The 21,916-nt window shown below is 67.2% G+C and carries 21 protein-coding genes; 12 read left to right on the forward strand and 9 right to left on the reverse strand.

From position 1 onward, the window contains the following. Positions 1-122 precede the first annotated feature (122 nt). Positions 123-1,259: an iron-containing alcohol dehydrogenase gene (locus tag K0H49_RS23490; protein WP_219217668.1), complete on the forward strand. Its 1,137-nt coding sequence runs from the start codon at positions 123-125 to the stop codon at positions 1,257-1,259. A gap of 10 nt (positions 1,260-1,269) precedes the next feature. Here K0H49_RS23490 and sbcB read toward each other — a convergent pair whose 3' ends face one another. After that, the gene (sbcB, locus tag K0H49_RS23495; RefSeq protein WP_219217680.1) at positions 1,270-2,712 is read right to left on the reverse strand and encodes an exodeoxyribonuclease I; all 1,443 of its coding nucleotides are present in this window, start codon (positions 2,710-2,712) and stop codon (positions 1,270-1,272) included. Between the two features lie 88 nt (positions 2,713-2,800). Between sbcB and K0H49_RS23500 the strand changes: the two genes are divergently transcribed. Then, a complete protein-coding gene (locus K0H49_RS23500) occupies positions 2,801-4,171 on the forward strand; it encodes a serine hydrolase domain-containing protein (RefSeq protein ID WP_257625094.1) in 1,371 nt (456 codons plus the stop codon). 3 nt (positions 4,172-4,174) lie between these two features. On the opposite strand, the gene cls is transcribed toward K0H49_RS23500, so the two are convergent. The 5 genes from cls to icd all read right to left on the reverse strand — a co-directional run bounded on the left by cls (position 4,175) and on the right by icd (position 12,351). Beyond that, entirely contained in the window at positions 4,175-5,623 is a 1,449-nt protein-coding gene (gene cls, locus K0H49_RS23505; RefSeq protein WP_219217682.1) for a cardiolipin synthase, read from the reverse strand. Positions 5,624-5,734: 111 nt separating this feature from the next. Further along, positions 5,735-8,059 carry an ATP-dependent Clp protease ATP-binding subunit ClpA gene (gene clpA / locus K0H49_RS23510; RefSeq protein ID WP_219217693.1) on the reverse strand — a complete coding sequence of 775 codons (2,325 nt, stop codon included), beginning with the start codon at positions 8,057-8,059 and terminating at the stop codon, positions 5,735-5,737. 57 nt (positions 8,060-8,116) lie between these two features. Further along, complete coding sequence (gene clpS / locus K0H49_RS23515) at positions 8,117-8,476, reverse strand: ATP-dependent Clp protease adapter ClpS (protein ID WP_183023649.1); 360 nt, start codon at positions 8,474-8,476, stop codon at positions 8,117-8,119. A gap of 203 nt (positions 8,477-8,679) precedes the next feature. Next, positions 8,680-10,917, reverse strand: a complete 2,238-nt coding sequence (locus K0H49_RS23520) for an NADP-dependent isocitrate dehydrogenase (protein WP_219217695.1) — start codon at positions 10,915-10,917, stop codon at positions 8,680-8,682. Between the two features lie 174 nt (positions 10,918-11,091). Then, positions 11,092-12,351 (reverse strand): NADP-dependent isocitrate dehydrogenase, encoded by a 1,260-nt coding sequence (icd, locus tag K0H49_RS23525; RefSeq protein ID WP_219217697.1) that lies wholly within the window; start codon positions 12,349-12,351, stop codon positions 11,092-11,094. Positions 12,352-12,560: 209 nt separating this feature from the next. Here icd and K0H49_RS23530 point away from each other — a divergent pair, with 209 nt between their 5' ends. Both K0H49_RS23530 and K0H49_RS23535 read left to right on the forward strand, forming a co-directional pair. Next, on the forward strand, positions 12,561-12,887 hold the full coding sequence (locus tag K0H49_RS23530; protein WP_183023646.1) for a cell envelope biogenesis protein TolA: 327 nt from the start codon (positions 12,561-12,563) through the stop codon (positions 12,885-12,887). A 134-nt stretch (positions 12,888-13,021) separates the two neighbouring features. After that, positions 13,022-13,483, forward strand: coding sequence for a DUF192 domain-containing protein (locus K0H49_RS23535; protein ID WP_219217699.1), 462 nt, complete (start codon positions 13,022-13,024; stop codon positions 13,481-13,483). 75 nt (positions 13,484-13,558) lie between these two features. Here K0H49_RS23535 and K0H49_RS23540 read toward each other — a convergent pair whose 3' ends face one another. Beyond that, positions 13,559-14,140, reverse strand: a complete 582-nt coding sequence (locus K0H49_RS23540) for a superoxide dismutase (RefSeq protein ID WP_183023644.1) — start codon at positions 14,138-14,140, stop codon at positions 13,559-13,561. A gap of 49 nt (positions 14,141-14,189) precedes the next feature. Further along, on the reverse strand, positions 14,190-15,500 hold the full coding sequence (gene xseA / locus K0H49_RS23545) for an exodeoxyribonuclease VII large subunit (RefSeq protein WP_219217701.1): 1,311 nt from the start codon (positions 15,498-15,500) through the stop codon (positions 14,190-14,192). Between the two features lie 312 nt (positions 15,501-15,812). Here xseA and K0H49_RS23550 point away from each other — a divergent pair, with 312 nt between their 5' ends. The 6 genes from K0H49_RS23550 to adk all read left to right on the forward strand — a co-directional run bounded on the left by K0H49_RS23550 (position 15,813) and on the right by adk (position 19,642). Beyond that, positions 15,813-16,445 carry a MotA/TolQ/ExbB proton channel family protein gene (locus tag K0H49_RS23550; RefSeq protein WP_219217703.1) on the forward strand — a complete coding sequence of 211 codons (633 nt, stop codon included), beginning with the start codon at positions 15,813-15,815 and terminating at the stop codon, positions 16,443-16,445. A gap of 19 nt (positions 16,446-16,464) precedes the next feature. After that, complete coding sequence (locus K0H49_RS23555) at positions 16,465-16,890, forward strand: ExbD/TolR family protein (protein ID WP_219217706.1); 426 nt, start codon at positions 16,465-16,467, stop codon at positions 16,888-16,890. 1 nt (position 16,891) lies between these two features. Then, positions 16,892-17,872 carry a tetraacyldisaccharide 4'-kinase gene (gene lpxK / locus K0H49_RS23560; protein ID WP_219217709.1) on the forward strand — a complete coding sequence of 327 codons (981 nt, stop codon included), beginning with the start codon at positions 16,892-16,894 and terminating at the stop codon, positions 17,870-17,872. Further along, entirely contained in the window at positions 17,853-18,035 is a 183-nt protein-coding gene (locus tag K0H49_RS23565) for a Trm112 family protein (protein ID WP_219217725.1), read from the forward strand. The genes lpxK and K0H49_RS23565 overlap by 20 nt, the downstream gene beginning before the upstream one ends. 55 nt (positions 18,036-18,090) lie before the next feature. Next, entirely contained in the window at positions 18,091-18,861 is a 771-nt protein-coding gene (kdsB, locus tag K0H49_RS23570) for a 3-deoxy-manno-octulosonate cytidylyltransferase (RefSeq protein ID WP_219217728.1), read from the forward strand. Positions 18,862-18,985: 124 nt separating this feature from the next. Then, the gene (gene adk, locus K0H49_RS23575) at positions 18,986-19,642 is read left to right on the forward strand and encodes an adenylate kinase (RefSeq protein ID WP_219217740.1); all 657 of its coding nucleotides are present in this window, start codon (positions 18,986-18,988) and stop codon (positions 19,640-19,642) included. Positions 19,643-19,672: 30 nt separating this feature from the next. Here adk and K0H49_RS23580 read toward each other — a convergent pair whose 3' ends face one another. Continuing rightward, positions 19,673-20,665 (reverse strand): asparaginase, encoded by a 993-nt coding sequence (locus K0H49_RS23580; RefSeq protein WP_219217742.1) that lies wholly within the window; start codon positions 20,663-20,665, stop codon positions 19,673-19,675. Between the two features lie 72 nt (positions 20,666-20,737). Between K0H49_RS23580 and lexA the strand changes: the two genes are divergently transcribed. Both lexA and K0H49_RS23590 read left to right on the forward strand, forming a co-directional pair. After that, the gene (gene lexA, locus K0H49_RS23585; protein ID WP_219217744.1) at positions 20,738-21,412 is read left to right on the forward strand and encodes a transcriptional repressor LexA; all 675 of its coding nucleotides are present in this window, start codon (positions 20,738-20,740) and stop codon (positions 21,410-21,412) included. 127 nt (positions 21,413-21,539) lie between these two features. Further along, on the forward strand, positions 21,540-21,902 hold the full coding sequence (locus K0H49_RS23590) for a hypothetical protein (protein WP_219217748.1): 363 nt from the start codon (positions 21,540-21,542) through the stop codon (positions 21,900-21,902). Positions 21,903-21,916 lie beyond the last annotated feature (14 nt).

Genomic DNA, 21,916 nt, shown 5'->3' on the forward strand with positions numbered 1-21,916 from the left:
CGGCGAGGCAGAGAAGAAAGGTGTTCCCGCCGTGACAACGGCAAGGGTTTTGTTCATGGGCAAGATGGCGTCCTGTTGCTAGATTCAAGCCTCCAAATCGTACCGCTCCCCAAGCACTTGCCATGGCCCTCATCCAGTACCTGACCCAGATCCAGTTCGAATTCGGCGCGATCCGCCTGCTGAGCGCCGAATGCGCGCGCGTGGGCATGAACCGCCCGATGATCGTGACCGACGCCGGCGTGCGCGCCGCGGGCATTCTGCAGACCACGCTGGACGCGCTCGGCGACCTGGAGGTGTCGGTGTTCGACGCCACGCCTTCGAACCCCACCGAGGCAGCGGTGCGCGCCGCGGTCGAACTCTATCGATCGGGCCGCTGCGACGGGCTGATCGCCGTGGGCGGCGGATCGGCCATCGATTGCGCCAAGGGCGTGGCCATCGCCGCCACGCACGAAGGGCCGCTCAAGACCTACGCGACCATCGAGGGCGGCTCGCCCAAGATCACCGAGAACGTGGCGCCGCTGATCGCGGTGCCAACCACCAGCGGCACCGGCAGCGAGGTGGCGCGCGGCGCGATCATCATCGTGGACGACCACCGCAAGCTGGGCTTCCACAGCTGGCACATCCTGCCCAAGGCGGCGATCTGCGACCCCGAGCTCACCTTCGGCCTGCCGCCCCGGCTCACGGCCGCCACCGGCATGGACGCGATCGCGCACTGCATGGAGACCTTCATGTCGGCGGCCTTCAACCCCCCGGCCGACGGCATCGCGCTCGACGGCCTGGAGCGCGCCTGGGGCCACATCGAACGCGCCACCAGGGACGGTAGCGACCGCGAGGCGCGGCTCAACCTCATGAGCGCCTCGATGCAGGGCGCGATGGCCTTCCAGAAGGGACTGGGCTGCGTGCATTCGCTGAGCCACAGCCTGGGCGGGGTCGACCCGCGCCTGCACCACGGCACGCTCAACGCCCTGTTCCTGCCGGTTGTGATCCGCTTCAATGCCGGCGCCGAGTCGGTGCAGAAGGAGCAGCGCCTGCAGCGCATGGCGCGCGCGATGAACCTCGACTCGGCCGGCGACCTGGGCGATGCGATCCGCGACATGAGCCGGCGCCTGGGCCTGCCGGGCGGCCTGGCCGAGGTGGGCGTGACGCCCGACCTGTTCGACAAGGTGATCGACGGCGCGATGGCCGACCACTGCCACAAGACCAACCCGCGCCTCGCGACGCGCGACGACTACCGCGAGATGCTCGAAGCCTCGATGTGAGGCACGCGCTTCAGAGCGACGGCGCGATCGCCTCGGCGTACTCGTAGAGCAGGCCCAGCAACTCCTCGCCTTGTTCGTCGGCCGTTTCGGCCGCGGTGTCGATCTCGGCGAAGAACTGGTCGACGTTGCGCGCCCCGCCCTCGCCTTCGAGCAGCCGCGCCGCGCGGTGCGCCTCCCAGCGCTCGGCCTCTTCCTCGGTCAGCGTGTCGAGGAAATTGCGCGCGCGGTAGCGGAAGAAGATCTCCTCGAGCCGCGGGTCGTCGAAGCCGGTGCGGGCCTGCGCGAGCGCGGCCGGTGCCAGTTCACGCAACTGGTTGAGCCGCCGCCGGTCGGCGTTGCCCACGAAGCCGCCATACAGATCCTCGTCCACGTCGGGCGTGGCCTCCTTGGGCCGTGCGTACACCTGCGGCCAGATCGCGCTCATGTCGGGCAGGCCGGCCGCGATCTCGGCGTTGCGCAGGGCCGCCTCGAGGTCGATGTTCCAGCGCTCGGCCATGGCCGGCGCCAGCGTCCGGAGCTTGCCCACCACCATCGGCGACTTGTTCAGGTGGATGCCCTTGACCGGCAGCCGCGTCACGCCTTCGGGCAGGTCTGCGCTGCGGGTGAACAGGCGCAGCCGCAGGGTCTCGACGTCGAGGTCGCGCAGTTCCGACGGATCGTGCGCCAGGTCCCAGGCGATCAGTTCGTTCTTGTTGGTCGGGTGGCTGGCCAGCGGCCACATCACGGCCAGGCAGCCCCGCTCGGCCGGGAACATGCCCGAGACGTGCAGGAAGGGCCGCGCGGTCTCGCGCGTCGCGGGCAGGCCGAGTTCGTTGGCCACCCGGTCCTTGCGGTGCAGGCCGAAGGCGAAGTCGAACAGCTTGGGTTGTCGGTCGCGGATCAGCCGCGCCAGCGCGATGGTGGCGCGCACGTCGGACAGCGCGTCGTGCGCCGCTTCGTGCAGCAGGCCGTTGGCACGCGCCAGGTCGCCGAGCTTGAAGCTGGGCTTGCCGTCTTCCTTCTTCGGCCACGTGATGCCTTCGGGGCGCAGCGCATAGGTCAGCCGCACCACGTCGAGCAGGTCCCAGCGGCCGCAGTCGTTCTGCCACTCGCGCGCATAGGGGTCGATCAGGTTGCGCCAGAACAGGAAGCGCGTGACCTCGTCGTCGAAGCGGATGGTGTTGTAGCCCACGCCGATGGTGCCGGGCTGCGAGAACACGCGCTCGACTTCGGCCGCGAACTGGTGTTCGGGTACGCCACGCTCGAGCGCGAGCTGCGGCGTGATGCCGGTGATCAGGCAGGCTTCGGGGCTGGGCAGGTAGTCGGGCGCAGGCTGGCAATAGAGCATCAGCGGCTCGCCGACTTCGTTCAGCTCGGCATCGGTGCGGATGGCGGCGAACTGCGAGGGCCGGTCGCGGCGCGGCACGGCGCCGAAGGTTTCGTAGTCGTGCCAAAGGAAGGTGTGGGAGGCCATGAGGATGCGGAGTCAGCGGTCGTGCAAAGACAAGGAGAATACTTTCATTGGCCGCCCGGGCAGAATCGCCGCCAAAAGGAGACGACACATGGACCCCTGGCTCAAAGCGGCGATCGACTACATCCCGACCTGGATGGCACTCCAGATGCAGGTCACGGAGCGTCCCGGGTGCGCCGTCGCCATCCATCACAAGGAGCGCACGGTGCTCGACCTGGCGCTGGGCCAGGCCGACATCTCCACCGGCGCGGCGCTCACGACCCGCCACCGGTTCCGCGCCGCCTCGCACTCGAAGACCTTTGCCGCTGCCGGCATCCTCAAGTTGCGCGAACAGGAGCGGCTGCAGCTGGACGACCGGATCGGTGAGCACCTGGATGGGCTGCATCCCGAGATCGCGAAGGTCCGCATCGCGCAGCTGCTCTCGCACGGCGCGGGCGTCACGCGCGACGGCGCCGACAGCGGACAGTTCGTCGACCGCCGGCCCTTTCTCGACGCGGCCGCGTTGATGGAGCAGCTGGCACAGCCCGCGGTGCTGCCCGCCAACACGCGCTTCAAGTACTCCAACCACGGCTATGCCTTGCTGGGCCTGCTGGTCGAGAAGCTGAGCGGCGAACCCTACGTCGACTGGCTCCAGCGCGAGATCATCGACGCGGCGGGCCTGACGAACACCCGGGCCGATGCCGTGCCCGGCGAGCGGCTCGGCCTGGCCTCGGGGCACAGCGGCAAGGCCCTGCTCGGACATCGCGTGGTGATCCCCGGCGACATGCCGACGCATGCCATGGCCGCCGCTGCCGGCATCGTCAGCACCGCGGCCGACCTGGCGCATTTCTATGGGCAGCTGGCGCCCGAGGCCCGGCGCAGCGTGCTCAGCCGTGAAAGCCGCCACGACATGCTGCAACGCCACTGGCAAGCGCCCCACACCACCGTGCCCGGCTGGTACGGCCTCGGCGTGATGCAGGGCAACGGGATCCCCGGCTGGGACTGGTTCGGCCATTCCGGCAGCCTGCAGGGCTACATCACGCGGACCTGCGCGGTGCCGCAGCAGCAACTGACGATCTCGGTGCTGACCAACTCGATCGACGGCTTTGCCTGGCCCTGGGTCGACGGCATCCTCCAGATCCTCCAGCGCTTCGCCACCCATGGCGCACCCAGCGCCCGCACCCGGGCCTGGTCGGGTCGCTGGTGGAATCTTTGGGGGCCGATCGACCTGGTCCCCATGCGCGACAAGGTGTTCGCCGTCTCGCCGACGCTGGCCGCGCCCTTCACCGACGCGACCGAACTCACGGTGCTGGGCAAGGACCGCGCCGTGATGAGCCTGGCCAGCGGCTATGCGAGCCATGGCGAGCCCGCACGGCTCGAGCGCGATGCGCGTGGCGAGGTCAAGGCGGTCTGGCTCGGCGGCTCCTGCCTGCGGCCACGCGCGCAGGTGGCGCGCGAAGTCAGGCGACGCTACGAGGACTGAGGCTCACAACAAGGGCGAGAACAGCCTTGCCACCGCATCGCCGAGTCGGCGCGGGAAGGTCTGCGGCCGGTTCAGGCGCACCGACGCCGCGCTGTGCAGGTCGGTCTCGAACTGGGCCGCCAGCGGGCGCGCCAGGGCCGGACCGTAGACCACCGCCATCACCTCGAAGTTGAGTCGGAAGCTGCGGTTGTCGAAGTTGGCGGTGCCGATCATCGCGCAATGGTCGTCGACCACCAGCGTCTTGGAATGCAGCATGCGGGCCTTGTACTCCCAGACCTTGACGCCCGCCGTGATCAGCTCGTCGTAGTACGAGCGCGCGGCCGCGCTCACGATGGCCGAGTCGCTGCGGCGCGGCACCAGCAGGCGCACGTCGACACCGCGCAACGCAGCGCTGGTCAGCGCCATCAGCGCGGGCTCGCCGGGCACGAAGTACGGCGTGGTCAGCCAGGCGCGCTGGCTGGCCGAGTGGATGGCCTCCACATGCATCCGGTGGATCGCCTCGAGCGGGCTGTCGGGGCCGCTGGTCACGATCTGCGTGGGGATCTCGCCGGCCGTCATGCGCGGCAGCATGTGCTCGAGCGACTCGTCCACCACGCGGCGCGCGCTCTCGCCGGTGGCGTAGCTCCAGTCCTCGAGAAAGGTGGTCTGCAGCCAGCGCACCGCGCTGCCCTCGATGCGCAGGTGCACGTCGTGGTAGGCGTCGGGCTGGGTGCGCCGGTCTTCCTCGTCGGTGATGTTCACACCCCCGGTGAAGCCCACGTGCCCGTCGCATACCACGATCTTGCGGTGGGTGCGGTAGTTGGTCACGGGCCGCAGCCGGCGGCCGATGCGCGTGTCGTGGAACAGCGCGACGTGGATGCCGGCCGCGTGCATGGGCGCCATGAACTTGCGGCCGATGCGCTTGGAGCCCAGCGCGTCGAGCAGCAGCCGCACCGTCACGCCCTGCTGCGCGCGCTCGATCAGCAGGTCGCGCAGCGCGGTGCCGATGCGGTCGGGTTCAAAGATGTAGTACTCGAGGTGGACATGGTGGCGCGCCGCGCGCACCGCCTCGAAGATCGCGTCGAAGGTGCGGGCACCGCCCGACAGCAGCTGGACATCGGTGGCACTCGACACCGGGATGCCGCAGGCGGCCGTGCTCAGCGCCGCCATGTGCCGCAGTGCGGGCGGCGCCTTCTCCGCCCCTTCGCGCAGCAGCGCGATGTCGGCCGGCGCCTGGGCGATGGCCCGGCTGCGCAGCCGCTTGAGCCGCTGCTTCTTCAGGCGCTGCGGTCCGAGGAAGTAATAGACCAGGAATCCCGCGAAGGGCAGCAGCGCCATCGACAGGATCCAGCTCATGGTGGACACCGGCGCACGCTTCTGCAGCACGATCCAGATCGACAGCACCGCGATGTAGCCGCTCCACGCCAGGGAGAGGCCGGTTTTCCATTCCTGGCTGAGTTGGGGGAGGATCAAGGCTGAAGTGCTGCCGGTAGAAGGGATGGCGGGCCGGCACCACGGACGCCCAAAGAAAAAGGCCGGCAGCGTGATGCTACCGGCCTTTGGCCGTCATGCCAGACGGGATGCTCAGCCCGCCGCGGCCTCTTCAGGCTCGGGCTTGGCGCCACGGCCTTCCTTCTTCGGCAGCGGCTGGATGTCGAGCTGGACTTCGTCCTTGTCGTCGATGTCCACCGTCAGGCGGCCGCCGTCCTGCAGGCGTCCGAACAGCAGCTCGTCGGCCAGTGCACGACGGATCGTGTCCTGGATCAGGCGCTGCATCGGGCGGGCGCCCATCAGCGGATCGAAGCCCTTCTTCGCCAGGTGCTTGCGCAGCGCGTCGGTGAAGGTAACGTCGACCTTCTTCTCGGCCAGTTGCGTCTCGAGCTGCAGCAGGAACTTGTCGACCACCCGCAGGATGACCGTTTCGTCCAGTGCCTTGAAGCTCACGGTCGCGTCCAGGCGGTTGCGGAACTCGGGCGTGAACAGGCGCTTGATGTCGGCCATCTCGTCGCCCGATTCACGGGCGTTGGTGAAGCCGATGGTCGCCTTGTTCATGGTCTCGGCACCCGCGTTGGTCGTCATGATGATGATGACGTTGCGGAAGTCGGCCTTGCGTCCGTTGTTGTCCGTCAGCGTGCCGTGGTCCATGACCTGCAGCAGCACGTTGAAGATGTCCGGGTGCGCCTTCTCGATTTCGTCGAGCAGCAGCACCGCGTGCGGCTTCTTGGTGACGGCCTCGGTCAGCAGGCCACCCTGGTCGAAACCGACGTAGCCCGGAGGCGCGCCGATCAGCCGGCTCACCGCATGGCGTTCCATGTACTCCGACATGTCGAAGCGCATGAGCTCGATGCCCATGATGTAGGCCAGCTGCTTGGCGGCTTCGGTCTTGCCGACGCCGGTGGGGCCGCTGAACAGGAAGGAGCCGATCGGCTTGTCGCCCTTGCCCAGGCCCGAACGCGCCATCTTGACCGCAGAAGCCAGCACTTCGAGGGCCTTGTCCTGGCCGAACACCACGCTCTTCAAGTCGCGCTCGAGCGTCTGCAGCTTGCCGCGGTCGTCGTTGGAGACGTTGGCGGGAGGAATGCGCGCGATCTTCGCCACGATTTCCTCGACCTCGGCCTTGGTGATGGTCTTCTTGCGCTTGCTCGGCGCCAGGATGCGCTGGGCCGCACCGGCCTCGTCGATCACGTCGATCGCCTTGTCGGGCAGGTGACGGTCGTTGATGTACTTGGCGCTCAATTCGGCCGCGGCCTGCAGGGCCGCCACCGCGTACTTCACGCCATGGTGCTCCTCGAAGCGCGACTTCAGGCCCTTGAGGATGTCGACGGTTTCCTGCACCGTCGGCTCGACCACGTCGACCTTCTGGAAGCGACGCGACAGGGCCGCATCCTTCTCGAAGATGCCGCGGTACTCGGTGAAGGTGGTCGCGCCGATGCACTTGAGCTGGCCGCTGGAGAGCGCCGGCTTGAGCAGGTTCGATGCGTCCAGCGTGCCGCCCGATGCGGCGCCCGCGCCGATCAGCGTGTGGATCTCGTCGATGAACAGGATCGCGTTCGGCTTGTCCTTGAGCGACTTGAGCACGCCCTTGAGGCGCTGCTCGAAATCGCCACGGTACTTGGTGCCAGCCAGCAGCGCGCCCATGTCGAGCGAGTAGACCTGCGCTTCGCCCAGGATCTCGGGCACGTCGCCCTGCGTGATCCTCCAGGCCAGGCCCTCGGCGATCGCGGTCTTGCCCACGCCGGCCTCACCCACCAGCAGCGGGTTGTTCTTGCGCCGGCGGCACAGGATCTGGATCACGCGCTCGACCTCATACTCGCGCCCGATCAGCGGATCGATCTTGCCGTCCTTGGCCATCTGGTTGAGGTTCTGGGTGAACTGCTCGAGCGGCGAGGCCTTCTCGCTCTTCTCGTTGCCGCCCTCCTCGCCCTCGTTCGAAGGCGACTCGGCGTTGCCCTTGGCGGCTTCCGGCGGATCGCTCTTCTTGATGCCGTGGGCAATGAAGTTCACCACGTCGAGGCGGGTCACGCCTTGCTGGTGGAGGTAGTACACCGCGTGCGAATCCTTCTCGCCGAAGATCGCGACCAGCACGTTGGCGCCGGTGACTTCCTTCTTGCCGTTGCCGGTGGACTGCACGTGCATGATGGCGCGCTGGATCACGCGCTGGAACCCGAGCGTGGGCTGGGTGTCGACGTCGTCGGTCCCTGCCACCTGGGGCGTGTTGTCCTTGATGAAATTCGTCAACGACGCGCGCAGGTCGTCGACGTTGGCCGAGCAGGCCCGCAGTACTTCCGCAGCGCTCGGGTTGTCCAGCAAAGCGAGCAGCAGGTGCTCCACCGTGATGAACTCGTGGCGCTGTTGCCTGGCCTCGACAAAGGCCATGTGCAAGCTGACTTCCAGTTCCTGGGCAATCATGAGATTTCCTTTTGCCTTGCTGTAAATAACTTCTTCTCAAATGGGTCAGAGTCCGATTTATTCAACCGGTTCACTGACACATTGCAATGGGTGGCCGGCCTGGTGCGCCGCCTCCATCACCTGGTTGACCTTGGTGGCGGCCATGTCGCGCGAGTACACACCGCAGACGGCACGGCCGTCGAGGTGGATCTTCAACATGATCTGGGTCGCCGTCTCGCGGTCCTTGTTGAAAAATTCCTGAATGACGACCACCACGAACTCCATCGGGGTGTAGTCGTCGTTGAGCATCACCACTTGATACATCTGTGGCGGGGCGGTCTTCTGCGGCCGGCGCTCCAGGACGACTGCATCGCCGTCACCCCGACCCGGCTTCTGGGCCGGTGGCGTGGTGGGTTTGGAGGGGATTCTGGTTGCCATGAAAATCATTCTATCGAGCGAGCAAGCGCCATGCCGACGCCAGAGGAATTGGTGGCGGGTTTCGGAGAAAACAAGGGCCGGCGAAGCGCACAAATTGCGTTCTGCGCAAAGAAAAAACCCCGGCATCCTTGCGGACGCCGGGGCGGGATCGGGCCGGCGCCCCGCCCGGCACAGGGCCGGGAGGCGCGCGTCGGCGATCGGGATCAGCCGTGCACCGCTGCGAGCGCCGCGTTGAGCGTCTCGCTGGGGCGCATCACGGCGTCGCACTTGGCCTCGTCGACCAGGTAGTAGCCGCCGATGTCGACCGACTTGCCCTGCACGGCCTGCAGTTCGGCAATGATCTTCTGCTCGCCGTCGGCCAGCGCCTTGGCCAGGCCGGCGAACTTCGCCTGCAGCGTCTTGTCGTCGGTCTGGGCGGCCAGTTCCTGGGCCCAGTACAGCGCCAGGTAGAACTGGCTGCCGCGGTTGTCCAGCTGACCGGTCTTGGGCGACGGGTTCTTGTTGGTGTCCAGCAGCTTGCCGGTGGCGGTGTCCAGCGTCTTGGCCAGCACCTTGGCCTGCGCGTTGCCGGTCTTCAGGCCCAGATCCTCCAGCGAGACGGCCAGCGCGAGGAACTCGCCCAGCGAATCCCAGCGCAGGTGGTTTTCCTCGACCAGCTGCTTGACGTGCTTGGGGGCCGAACCGCCCGCGCCCGTCTCGTACATGCCACCGCCGGCCATCAGCGGCACGATCGACAGCATCTTGGCGCTGGTGCCCAGTTCCATGATCGGGAACAGGTCGGTCAGGTAGTCGCGCAGGATGTTGCCGGTCACCGAGATGGTGTCCAGGCCGCGGATCACGCGTTCCAGCGTGTAACGCATGGCGCGGACCTGCGACATGATCTGGATGTCCAGGCCCTTGGTGTCGTGGTCCTTCAGGTACTTCTGCACCTTCTTGATCATCTCGGCTTCGTGCGGGCGGTACGGATCGAGCCAGAACAGGGCCGGCATGCCCGAGTTGCGGGCGCGCGTGACGGCCAGCTTGACCCAGTCGCGGATCGGGGCGTCCTTGACCTGGCACATGCGCCAGATGTCGCCGGCTTCCACGTCCTGCGACAGCAGCACTTCACCGGTGGCGAGGTCGACGATGTTGGCCTGGCCGGCTTCCGACACCTCGAAGGTCTTGTCGTGCGAGCCGTATTCCTCGGCCTGCTGCGCCATCAGGCCCACGTTCGGCACGGTGCCCATGGTCACCGGGTCGAAGTTGCCGTTGGTCTTGCAGAAATTGATGATTTCCTGGTAGATGCGGGCGAAGGTGCTCTCCGGGATCACCGCCTTGGTGTCCTTGGGCTTGCCGTCGGCGCCCCACATCTTGCCGCCGATGCGGATCATGGCCGGCATCGAGGCGTCGACGATCACGTCGTTGGGTGCGTGCAGGTTGGTGATGCCCTTGGCCGAATCCACCATCGCCAGCTCGGGGCGGTGTTCATGGCAGGCGTGCAGGTCACGGATGATCTCTTCCTTCTTGCTCGAAGGCAGCGTCTCGATCTTCGTGTACAGGTCGACCATGCCGTTGTTCACGTTCACGCCCAGCTCGTCGAACACCTTGCCGTGCTTCTCGAAGGCTTCCTTGTAGAACACGCGCACCGCGTGGCCGAACACGATGGGGTGCGACACCTTCATCATGGTGGCCTTGACGTGCAGCGAGAACATCACGCCGGTCTTGCGCGCGTCTTCCATCTCGTGCTCGTAGAACGCCAGCAAGGCGTTCTTGCTCATGAACATGCTGTCGATGATCTCGCCGTCGAGCAGCGACACCTTGGGCTTCAGCACGATGGTCTTGCCACCCTTGGTGACCAGTTCCATCTTGACGTCGCGCGCCTTCTCGATGGTGAGCGACTTTTCGCCGTGATAGAAGTCGCCGTGCTTCATGTGCGCCACGTGGGTGCGCGAAGCCATGCTCCATTCGCCCATGCTGTGCGGGTTCTTGCGGGCGTATTCCTTGACCGCCTTGGGTGCGCGGCGGTCCGAGTTGCCTTCGCGCAGCACCGGGTTCACGGCGCTGCCCAGGCACTTCGAGTACTTGGCGCGGACGGCCTTTTCCTCGTCGGTCTTGGGATCTTCCGGGTAGTCGGGGATCTTGTAGCCGCGCGCCTGCAGCTCCTTGATGGCGCTGGTCAGCTGGTGCACCGAGGCGCTGATGTTCGGCAGCTTGATGATGTTGGTGTCCGGCAGCAGCGTCAGACGGCCCAGCTCGGCGAGGTTGTCGGGCACGCGCTGGGCGTCGGTCAGCGCATCGGGGAACTGGCCCAGGATGCGGGCAGCCACCGAAATGTCGCTGGTGGTCACGTCAATGCCCACGGGCGCCGTGAAGGCGCGCACGATGGGCAGGAATGCGCGGGTCGCGAGCGCGGGGGCTTCGTCGGTCAGCGTATAGATGATGGTTGGTTGCGTCGTGCTCATGCGCCTACATCCTTGATTCGTATGGTCTGTGTGTTCACCGGTTTTCACCGGAATTTGCAATTGTCGCCGCTTGCCGGGCACGCCCGCCGTTCGGGTGTCCGATGAGCTTGCCGGAGGAAGGGCGACCGCGCCTTGTCGGCGGTCAGGAAAACGCGTGTGGCCGGGGGGCCGGCCTCACATGTTCTCGATCATCTCCCGCCCGAAACCCGAGCAGCTGACCTGCGTCGCGCCTTCCATGTTGCGGGCGAAGTCGTAGGTCACGCGCTTGCTGGCGATCGATTTCTGCAGCGCGCTGATGATCAGGTCGGCGGCCTCCTTCCAGCCGATGTGCCGCAGCATCATCTCGGCCGACAGGATCTCCGACCCGGGGTTGACGTAGTCCTTGCCCGCGTACTTGGGTGCCGTGCCGTGCGTGGCCTCGAACATCGCGACCGTGTCGCTCAGGTTGCCGCCGGGCGCGATGCCGATGCCGCCGACCTGGGCCGCCAGCGCGTCGGAGATGTAGTCGCCGTTGAGGTTGAGCGTGGCGACCACCGAGTACTCGGCCGGGCGCAGCAGGATCTGTTGCAGGAAGGCGTCGGCGATGCTGTCCTTGATCGTGATGTCCTTGCCGGTCTTGGGATTCTTGAAGCGCATCCAGGGGCCGCCGTCGAGCAGCTCGGCGCCGAATTCCTTGGCCGCCAGGCCATAGGCCCAGTCGCGGAAGCTGCCTTCGGTGAACTTCATGATGTTGCCCTTGTGCACGATCGTGACCGAGGGCTTGCCGTTGTCGATCGCGTACTGGATCGCCTTGCGCACCAGGCGCTCGGTGCCTTCGCGCGAGACCGGCTTCACGCCGATGCCCGAGGTGTCGGGGAAACGGATCTTGTGGACGCCCATTTCCTCCTGCAGGAACTTGATGAGCTTCTTCGCCTTGTCGCTCTCGGCCTCGAACTCGATGCCGGCGTAGATGTCCTCGGAGTTCTCGCGGAAGATCACCATGTTGGTCTTCTCGGGCTCCTTCACCGGGCTGGGCACGCCCTTGAAGTACTGGATCGGGCGCAGGCAGACGTACAGGTCGAGCTGCTGGCGCAGCGCCACGTTGAGCGAGCGGATGCCGCCACCGACCGGCGTGGTCAGCGGGCCCTTGATCGAGATCACGTAGTCGCGCACCGCCTGCAGCGTCTCCTCGGGCAGCCAGACGTCGGGGCCATAGATCTTGGTCGACTTCTCGCCGGCAAACACCTCCATCCAGTGGATCTTGCGCTGGCCCCCGTAGGCCCTGGCGACGGCCGCATCGACCACCTTGAGCATCACCGGCGTGATGTCACGGCCGGTGCCGTCCCCCTCGATGAACGGAATGATCGGCTGGTCCGGCACATTCAGCGTGTTGTCGGCGTTGACCGTGATCTTTTGACCCTCGGTCGGGACGGTGATGTGCTGGTAGGTGGACATGGGCGGAGGGGCTCCCGGGGAACGTTGATGGCTGAAGGAATTCTCAGCGCTGAAATGGCGGCGCGGAATGACCGCATAAAGGCCGTAGAATTTTAAACGCAGGCAATGAAATCGCAGGCGCTGTCAACCGCGGCCGGATTGGCTTCGTTGTTTGCAGACCTTCTGCTGGGCGGAAGGCGTCTTCATCTAACTTCTCGAGGAATTCCTAAATGAACAAAGCTCTCGCAGTCATGATCGCCGGCCTTTTCGCAGCGGGCGCCTACGCTCAGAATCCGCCCGGCGCGTCGGCTGAACAGTCGGCTGTGACCAACACCAAGCCCCAGGCACGTGCCGATGCCAAGGTCGCATCCAAGCCCGCAGGCCAGGTCAAGGCCGGTGCTGGTGGCGACATCAACAAGACGCCTGAAGGCGGCGCCATCGGCACCGACAAGGCAGCTACGGCCGGCGAAAAGCGCGCTGAAACGCGCGACAACCGTCGCCGCGCCAAGGACGGCAGCGTGAAGCGCAAGTCGACCCAAGGCGGCACGCCTAACTGATCGACCCCGGTCGATTGAAAAAAAGCGCTCTTCGGAGCGCTTTTTTTTTCGCCCGCGTCCGGTCCCCGTCAGGCAGAGCGCGCTCGCAATTGCTACGCTTCGGTTTGATCGTCAGAAAGAAGAAAGCTGATTCCATGTCATTGCGTCTCCCCGCCCTCCTCTCGGGGCTTCTCGCGCTCTGGATGTCCACGACCTCCGCCTTCGCCCAGGATCCGCAGATGGACCTGCAGCGCACCCGGATCTCGGCCGGCATGTACCAGATCGACGCCCAGGTCGCCCTCACGCCCCAGCAACAGCAGACCGGCCTCATGTACCGCAAGGAAATGCCCCAGGCCGAGGGGATGCTGTTCGTGTTCGAGCAACCCAGCACCCAGTGCTTCTGGATGAAGAACACGCTGCTGCCGCTGAGCGCGGCCTTCGTGGCGGACGATGGGCGCATCGTGAACCTGGTCGACATGCAGCCGCTGACGCTCGACTCGCACTGCTCGGACGAGCCGGTGCGCTATGTGCTCGAGATGAACCAGGGCTGGTTCGCCAAGAAGAACATCAAGAAGGGCACCAAGCTCACGGGCGCGCCCTTCCAGGTGCGGCGCTGAGGCGCGCGGGCACCATCAAAAAAGCCGGCTGCGAGCCGGCTTTTTCATGGCTTGCCCGAAGGCATCCGCGGGCGATCAGCCGAAATTCTTCTCGGCGAATTCCCAGTTGACCAGCTTGGCCAGGAAAGTCTCGACGAACTTCGGACGCAGGTTGCGGTAGTCGATGTAGTAGGCGTGTTCCCAGACGTCGACGGTCAGCAGTGCGGTGTCGGCGGTGGTCAGCGGCGTGCCGGCAGCGCCGGTGTTCACGATGTCGACCGAGCCGTCGGCCTTCTTCACCAGCCAGGTCCAGCCCGAACCGAAGTTGCCCACGGCCGACTTCACGAAGGCTTCCTTGAAGGCGTCGTAGCTGCCCCACTTGGCGTCGATGGCCTTGGCCAGCGCGCCGGTCGGAGCGGCGCCGCCTTGCGGCTTCATGCAGTTCCAGAAGAAGGTGTGGTTCCAGATCTGGGCGGCGTTGTTGTAGATGCCGCCGCTGGCCTTCTTCACGATCTCTTCGAGCGTCAGGGACTCGAACTCGGTGCCCTTCTGCAGGTTGTTCAGGTTCACGACGTACGCGTTGTGATGCTTGCCGTAGTGGTACTCGAGGGTTTCCTTCGAGTACTCGGGCGCCAGCGCGTCGAGTGCGTACGGGAGAGGAGGAAGAACGTGTTCCATATTTTTTGCTCGTGGGTTGGTTGAAGGACTCAAGGATTCTAGAAAGGATTCAATGCCCCTGCGTCGGCGGACGCCGCGTCGTGGCCGGTGTCACGGTGAGGTCCAGGGTGCCGTCGGCCAGACGCGCACGCAGCGCCTCGCCGGGCTGCGCTTGCGCGACGCTCGTGAGGGCCTGGCCCTGCGCATTCTCGAGCCAGGCATAGCCGCGTTGCAGCACCTGCGCCGGATCGAGCAGGCGCAGCCGCGCCGCCAGCCGGTCGAGCCGCTCGGCCTGCGCGCGCGTGCCGTCTTTCCAGGCGGTCGGCCACGCCTGCTGCACGGCCTGCTGGCGCAGCGCCAGACGCTCGCGCTGCGCGGCCACGGCGTAGCGCAGCCGCTGGGCCTGGTGCGTCAGGCGCATCTGCTGACGCAGCACCAGAGTCGAAGGCCGGCCCATGCGGCCGGTCGCGAGGTCGAGCCGCTGGCCGAGCGCATCGAGGCGCCCGCCGACCGCATCGCGCAGCTTCTGCTCGATCAGGTCCAGCGCGCCCAGCCACACATCGCGCGGCGCCGACACCAGTTCGGCCGCTGCCGTGGGCGTGGGCGCGCGCAGGTCGGCGCAGAAATCGGCGATGGTGAAGTCGGTCTCGTGGCCGATGCCGCTGATCACCGGCACCGGGCTCTCGACGATGGTCCGGGCCAGCGCTTCGTCGTTGAAGGCCCAGAGATCTTCGATCGAGCCGCCGCCGCGCACCAGCAGGATCACGTCGACCGGCGCAGGCATCGCGTAGAGCGCGCGCAACGCACGCACCAGTTCGGCCGGCGCCGCGGCGCCCTGCACCGCCGCCGGCGCGAGCACCACCTGGATGTGCGGCACGCGCCGGCGCAGCGCGGTCACGACGTCATGCAGCGCGGCCGCACCCAGCGAGGTAACCAGGCCGATGGCGCGCGGCAGGGTCGGCAGCGCACGCTTGCGCGCCGGGTCGAACAGGCCCTCGGCCTCGAGCATCGCCTTGCGCTGGAGGAACTGCTCGAACAGCGCGCCCTGCCCCGCGCGCGTCAGGCTCTCGACGATGAGTTGCAGGTCGCCACGCGGTTCGTAGACCGCCAGCCGGCCGCGTACCTCGACCTGGTCGCCCTCGCGCGGCGAGAAGTCGATCAGGCCTGCCGCGCGCCGGAACATGGCGCAACGCAACTGGCCGCTGGCGTCCTTCAGCGAGAAGTAGCAATGCCCGCTGGCAGCCCGCGAAAAGCCCGAGATCTCGCCACGCACCGTGACCGGATTGAAGCGCGCATCGAGCGCATCGGCGACCGCATGGCACAGCGCGCCAACGGCCCAGATCCGCGGTCCGGCCCCCAGGGAATTTTCGCGCCCGCTCATGCCGCGCGCGCGCTGGACGGCGTCACTCTTCCACAGTCGGCCTCTTGCGGTCGTGCCCGACCAAAAGACCACCCCGGCACGCACAGCTTGTGGTGCAACTCATTGATTTGAAAGAAGAAATAGCTGCTCAAAATTAAGTCGAATCAATGACAGGGCCTGTTCATGCGGGTTGGGGCCCGCTGCCCACGCAGTTAATCACAAAGTTATCCACAGAAACTGTGCGTCGCTGCCTACAGCCGGACGACCGCCGCCGCGCCACGCCGCTCGGTGATAATCGCCGCGCATTTGCAGTCCACGGGCCGGAGGGATTCCTTGTTTTCCATCATAGTTGCTGCGGGTTGGCCCATCTGGCCGCTTCTCGCCTGTTCGGTGCTCGCACTGGCGCTCGTGATCGAGCGTTTCAGCAGCCTCAAAACCTCTCGCGTGATCCCGCCCAAGCTGCTCGACGAGGCCATCACGGTCTCGCGCAACACGGTCCCCGGCCCCGACGTGGTGGCCAAGCTCGAACAGAATTCGGCGCTCGGCGAGGTGCTCGCCGCCGGTTTTCGCGCGCTCAACGCCAATCCGCATTGCGCCGAGGACGAGCTGCGCGCGGCCATGGAGGCCTCGGGCCGCACCGTGGCGCACCGGCTGGAGCGCTGGCTGCCGGCGCTGGCGACCATCGCCTCGGCCGCGCCGCTGCTGGGCCTGCTCGGCACCGTGATTGGCATGATCGAGATCTTCGGCGCGCAGTCGCCGGCCGGCGGCGCGGTCGGCTCCGGCAACCCGGCCCAGCTCGCGCACGGCATCTCGATCGCGCTCTACAACACGGCCTTCGGCCTGATCGTGGCCATTCCCACGCTGATCTTCTGGCGCTACTTCCGCACGCGCGTCGACGCGTACCTGATGAACCTCGAGCTCGCCGGGGAGCGCTTCGCCCGGCATCTCAACGCCTTGCGCAAGTGACGCGATGAAGCCCGGCCGCATGCACTTTCGCCACGGTTCGCGCGACGAGCCGGAGATCAACCTGATCCCCTTCATCGACGTGCTGCTGGTGGTGCTGATCTTCCTGATGCTCTCGACCACCTACAGCAAGTTCACCGAGATGCCGCTGCGCCTGCCGGTGGCCGACGTCGATGCACAGCGCGACCATCCCAAGGAAGTGATCGTCGCGGTGTCGGCCGACGGCCGCTATTCGATCAACCGCAACGTGCTGCCCGACCGCAGCGTCGAGACGGTCACGGCCGCCCTGGGCGCCGCGACCGGCGGCAACCGCGAGGCCGTCGTGATCATCAGTGCCGATGCCAGTGCCGCCCACCAGACCGTGATCACGGTGATGGAGGCTGCGCGCCGTGCCGGCCTGATGCAGATCACCTTCGCCACCCAATCCACCGCGCAGGCGGGGCGCTGAGTTGGCGCTGCAGCGCGCCTGGCGCAAGCGCGGCCCGCTCGCGTGCCTGCTGTGGCCCGTCTCGCTGCTGTTCTGGGCGCTGGCGGCGCTGCGGCGCGCGCTCTACCGGCTCGGCTGGCTCGCCACCGAGCGCATCGACGTGCCGGTGATCGTGGTGGGCAATGTGGTGGCCGGCGGCGCGGGCAAGACACCCGTGGTGATGGCCATCGTGCAGCATCTCCAGGCGCGCGGCATGGCGGTCGGCGTGATCTCGCGCGGCCATGGCCGCCGCACCGACGACTGCCGCGAAGTCCGCGCCGACAGCGATCCGCGCGACGTGGGCGACGAGCCGGCGTTGGTGCGGCGCGCGACCGGCGCGCCGATGTTCGTGGCACGCCGCCGGATCGAGGCCGCGCGGGCGCTGCGCGCGGCCTACCCGGCGGTCCGCGTGCTCGTCAGCGACGACGGCCTGCAGCATCTGGGGCTGGCGCGCGACATCGAGATCTGCGTGTTCGACGACCGCGGCATCGGCAACGGCTGGCTGCTGCCCGCCGGCCCCCTGCGCGAGCACTGGCCGCGCCCTGCCGACCTTGTGCTGCACACCGGCGCACACCCGGCCTTCGCGGGCTACACGGCAAGGCGCGCGCTGGCCGACGTGGCGCGGCGCAGCGACGGCACGTCCGTGCCGCTGTCGACCTTGCGCGACCGCCCGCTGATCGCGGTTGCCGCGATCGCGAAGCCCGAGGCCTTCTTCGAGATGCTGCGCGGGCAGGGCCTGGCACCGTCGTCCTGCATCGCCTTGCCCGACCACCATGACTTCGAGGATTGGGCGCCGGTTCCGGCGGCACGGGCCACGGTGCTGTGCACCGAGAAAGACGCCGTGAAGCTCTGGCGCCACCAACCCGATGCGCTGGCCGTGCCGCTGCGCTTCACGCCCGAGCCGGCCTTCCTCGCGGCACTGGATGCGCAGCTATCATCGCTCGATGGACACCAAGCTTCTTGAACTGCTCGTTTGCCCCGTGACCAAGGGGCCGCTGCAATGGGATGCCGACAAGCGCGAACTGGTCTCGCGCAGCGCGCGCCTGGCCTATCCGGTGCGCGACGGCATTCCCGTGCTGCTCGAAAACGAAGCCCGTACGCTCTCCGACGAAGAACTCGGCCTCTGAAGGCCGCCGCGGCGCCGCGGCCCTCCGGTCTTCGCACCTTTCTCCTGTCGTCACCATGCACGTCCCCTTCACCGTCCTGATCCCGGCGCGGCTCGCCTCCACACGCCTGCCCGACAAGCCCCTGGCCGACATCGGCGGCCTGCCGATGGTCGTGCGCGTCGCGCAACGGGCGCGCGCCTCGGGTGCGTCGCGTGTGGTGGTGGCGGCGGACGACCGCCGCATCGTCGACGCCTGCACCGCGCATGGCGTCGAAGCCCTGCTCACGCGCACCGACCATCCGAGCGGCAGCGACCGGCTGGCCGAGGCCTGCACCCGGCTCGCGCTGGCCGACGACGCCATCGTGGTCAACGTGCAGGGCGACGAACCGCTGATCGACCCCGCGCTGATCGACGCCGTGGCCAGGGTGCTGGCGGCGCAGGACGAAGCCGTGATGAGCACGGCCGCCCACCCGATCGGCAGCACCGAGGAGTTCGCCAATCCCAACGTGGTGAAGGTGGTGCTCGACGCACGCGGCCACGCGCTCTATTTCAGCCGGGCGCCGATTCCCTGCTGGCGCGACGGCGCGACGCTCGAAGGCGCGCCGGCCCTGCCGCGCGACCCGGCGCCGCTGCGTCACATCGGCATCTACGGCTACCGCGCCGGCTTCATCCGGCGTTTTCCGAGCCTGCCGCCGGCACCGGTCGAAAGCACCGAGGCGCTGGAACAGTTGCGTGCGCTGTGGCACGGCTTCCGCATCGCGGTGCACGTCAGCGCGGACAACCCGGGCCCGGGCGTCGACACGCCGGAGGACCTGGCGCGCGTGCGCGCCCTCTTCGCCAGCGGCTGAGTCCCTGTCCCGCGCGGCATTTCGTCACGAAAAACGCATGCTATCCTCGACGCAATTCCGTCTTGCAGAGGGCCGCTTTGGCGTGCACGACGTGACAGAAATCTAAGAACCGTCCGAGGACACCATGAGACTGATTTTGTTGGGCGCCCCCGGCGCAGGTAAAGGCACGCAAGCCGCTTTCATCTGCCGCAAATACAACATTCCGCAAATCTCCACCGGCGACATGCTGCGCGCCGCCGTGAAGGCCGGCACGCCGCTGGGCCTGCAGGCCAAGGCCGTGATGGACGCAGGCGCGCTGGTCAGCGACGACCTGATCATCAACCTGGTGAAGGAGCGCATCGCGCTGCCCGATTGCGCCAGCGGTTTCCTGTTCGACGGCTTCCCGCGCACCCTGCCGCAGGCCGATGCCATGCGCGCGGCCGGCGTCAAGCTCGACTACGTGCTCGAGATCGACGTGCCCTTTGGCGACATCATCGAGCGCATGAGCGGCCGCCGCTCCCATCCCGCCTCGGGCCGCACCTACCACGTCAAGTTCAATCCGCCGAAGGCCGAAGGCAAGGACGATGCGACCGGCGAGGAACTGATCCAGCGCGAAGACGACAAGGAAGAGACCGTGCGCAAGCGGCTCGACGTCTACAGCCAGCAGACCCGTCCGCTGGTCGACTACTACGCCGCCTGGGCCAAGGCCGAGCCGGCACTTGCGCCCAAGTACCGCGCCATCAGCGGCGTCGGCACGGTCGACGAGATCACCCAGCGCGCGCTGGCCGCCCTCGGCAACTGATCGGGCAAGGGCTCGATTCGCCGGACGGCGTCACGCCCCCGGCATGGCCAGCAGGAGCGCCAGCATCAATGCGATGCGCGCCTTCACCGGCGTGAGCGCGCCGGCATCGCGCAGCACGGCCTGCGGGGTGGCGAGAATCCGGCCTTCGCAGCAACGCGTGGCACGCACCACCGCCACGCCCTCTTCCTGCGCCGTCAAGGCCGCACTCTCCAGTCCCTGATGCAGCGAGCCATTGCCCGTGGCCGCCAGCACCAGGCCCTGCACGGCCTGCGCAACGCCTGAGCGGCGTTCCTGCAGCAGGGCCTCGACCAGGCGCCCTCCAGCACCAGCGTGGCTGGTGAGGATCTCGACGCGCGGCCAGTCCGCGACATCGGTCCGCAGCACGCACGCCAACCGCCGGGCCGCCTCGCGGTCGTTGTCCGGCCCGGTGCGAAGCCATCGAACCGCCCCCTCCTCCACGTAGCCCAGCGGGCCGGCATCGCCCGAAGCGAAGGCGTCGAGCCGGTAGGTGTGAACCTTCTGCACGTCGAAGGCGCCATGCACCGTGCCGGCGCAGACGGCCATCACGCCATGCGGGCCGGGCGTCGCGGCCACCGCGATCGCATCACGCAGGTTCTGCGGTCCGTCGGGTGCCAACGCGGTGGCCGGGCGCATGGCGCAGGTCAGCACCACGGGCTTGGTGGGCGCCAGCACCGATTGCAGGAAGAAGGCCGTTTCCTCGAGCGTGTCGGTGCCGTGGGTGATCACCACGCCGGCCACGTCGTCGCGCGCGAGCCAGTGGCTGCAGCGCGCCGCCAGCGCCTGCCACACCGAGAAGTCCATGTCCTTGCTGTCGAGCTGGGCGACCTGTTCGCTCTTCAGCGTCAGTCCGTCGGGCAGCGCCAGCTGCTGCACAAGCGCTTCGACCCCGATCTGCCCCGCGACATAACCCAGGTTGTCGCCCGCGGAGGCCGCCTGCCCGGCGATCGTGCCGCCGGTTCCCAGCACCACCACGCAGGGGCTTGCTTCACTTTTTGTCACCATGGCTTGCAAAGTCCAGAAAACTGTTTAAAAATACAGGCACTGGATATACAGACAGTACCAAGGAGATTCACCATGCAGTTCGCCGCCAAGCTTACCGCCCGTCAGCAGCAGATTCTGGACCTGATCCGCGCCACCATCGCCCGGACCGGGGCGCCGCCGACGCGCGCCGAAATCGCGACCGAACTCGGTTTCAAATCCGCCAATGCCGCCGAGGAGCACCTGCAGGCCCTGGCGCGCAAGGGCGCGATCGAACTGCTCAGCGGCACGTCGCGCGGCATCCGGCTCAAGGGCGATGCGCTGCGCTCGCTCAACCAGTCCCGCGACAACCAGTTCTCGCTGTCCCTGCCGGGCATGGCGCAACTGGCCCTGCCTTTGGTCGGCCGCGTGGCTGCCGGCTCGCCGATCCTGGCCCAGGAACATGTGGACCAGACCTACTACGTCGAGAACACCCTGTTCCAGCACCAGCCCGACTACCTGCTCAAGGTGCGCGGCATGTCGATGCGCGACGCCGGCATCATGGACGGCGACCTGCTGGCCGTGCAGTCCACCAAGGAAGCCCGCAACGGCCAGATCATCGTGGCCCGGCTCGGCGACGAGGTCACCGTGAAGCGGCTCAAGCGCAACAAGCTGGTGATCGAGCTGCATGCCGAGAACCCCGACTACCCCACCATCGTGGTTCAACCCGGCGAGCCCTTCGAGATCGAAGGCCTGGCCGTCGGGCTCATCCGCAACACGATGCTGATGTAGTTTTTTCAAACACATCCAAGACAAACGGCTGCGACAGGTGGCGGGCGTATGGCGAGAGGCCATCACCCTGTCGCAGCTGGATCGACGCAATCCTGCCTGTGTTCAACCTCTGACTTCTGGAGTTCGCATGGGATTCGTTTTACTCACTTTCGTGGATCTGCTCTCGCCGCTGCAATCGCTGGCTGCCCGCTGGATGCCGGCGCAACGTGCACGCCGCAGTGGCGGCATTGACCTTCACTCGGACCTGCGCTATGTGGCGGTACGGCCCTCGTGCGCGGCACAGGCCAACGAAGCGCCGCACACGGCGACCGGCACGTCGCGCGTCACGCGTCCGCTGCGCGTGGTGCGCACGGTCGACGCGCAGCAGCCGGGCCGCCGCGCCGGGCGTGTGGTGATCTCGGGTCGTCTGGCCGATGTCTGCGCCGAACTCGACCGCCTGGCCGCACTCGAGGCCGCAGAGAACATGCACAAGCCGCACGCACTGCACTGAGCCCCACGACAGTG

Source organism: Variovorax boronicumulans (genome assembly GCF_019352895.1).
Classification (GTDB): Bacteria; Pseudomonadota; Gammaproteobacteria; order Burkholderiales; family Burkholderiaceae_C; genus Variovorax; species Variovorax boronicumulans_A.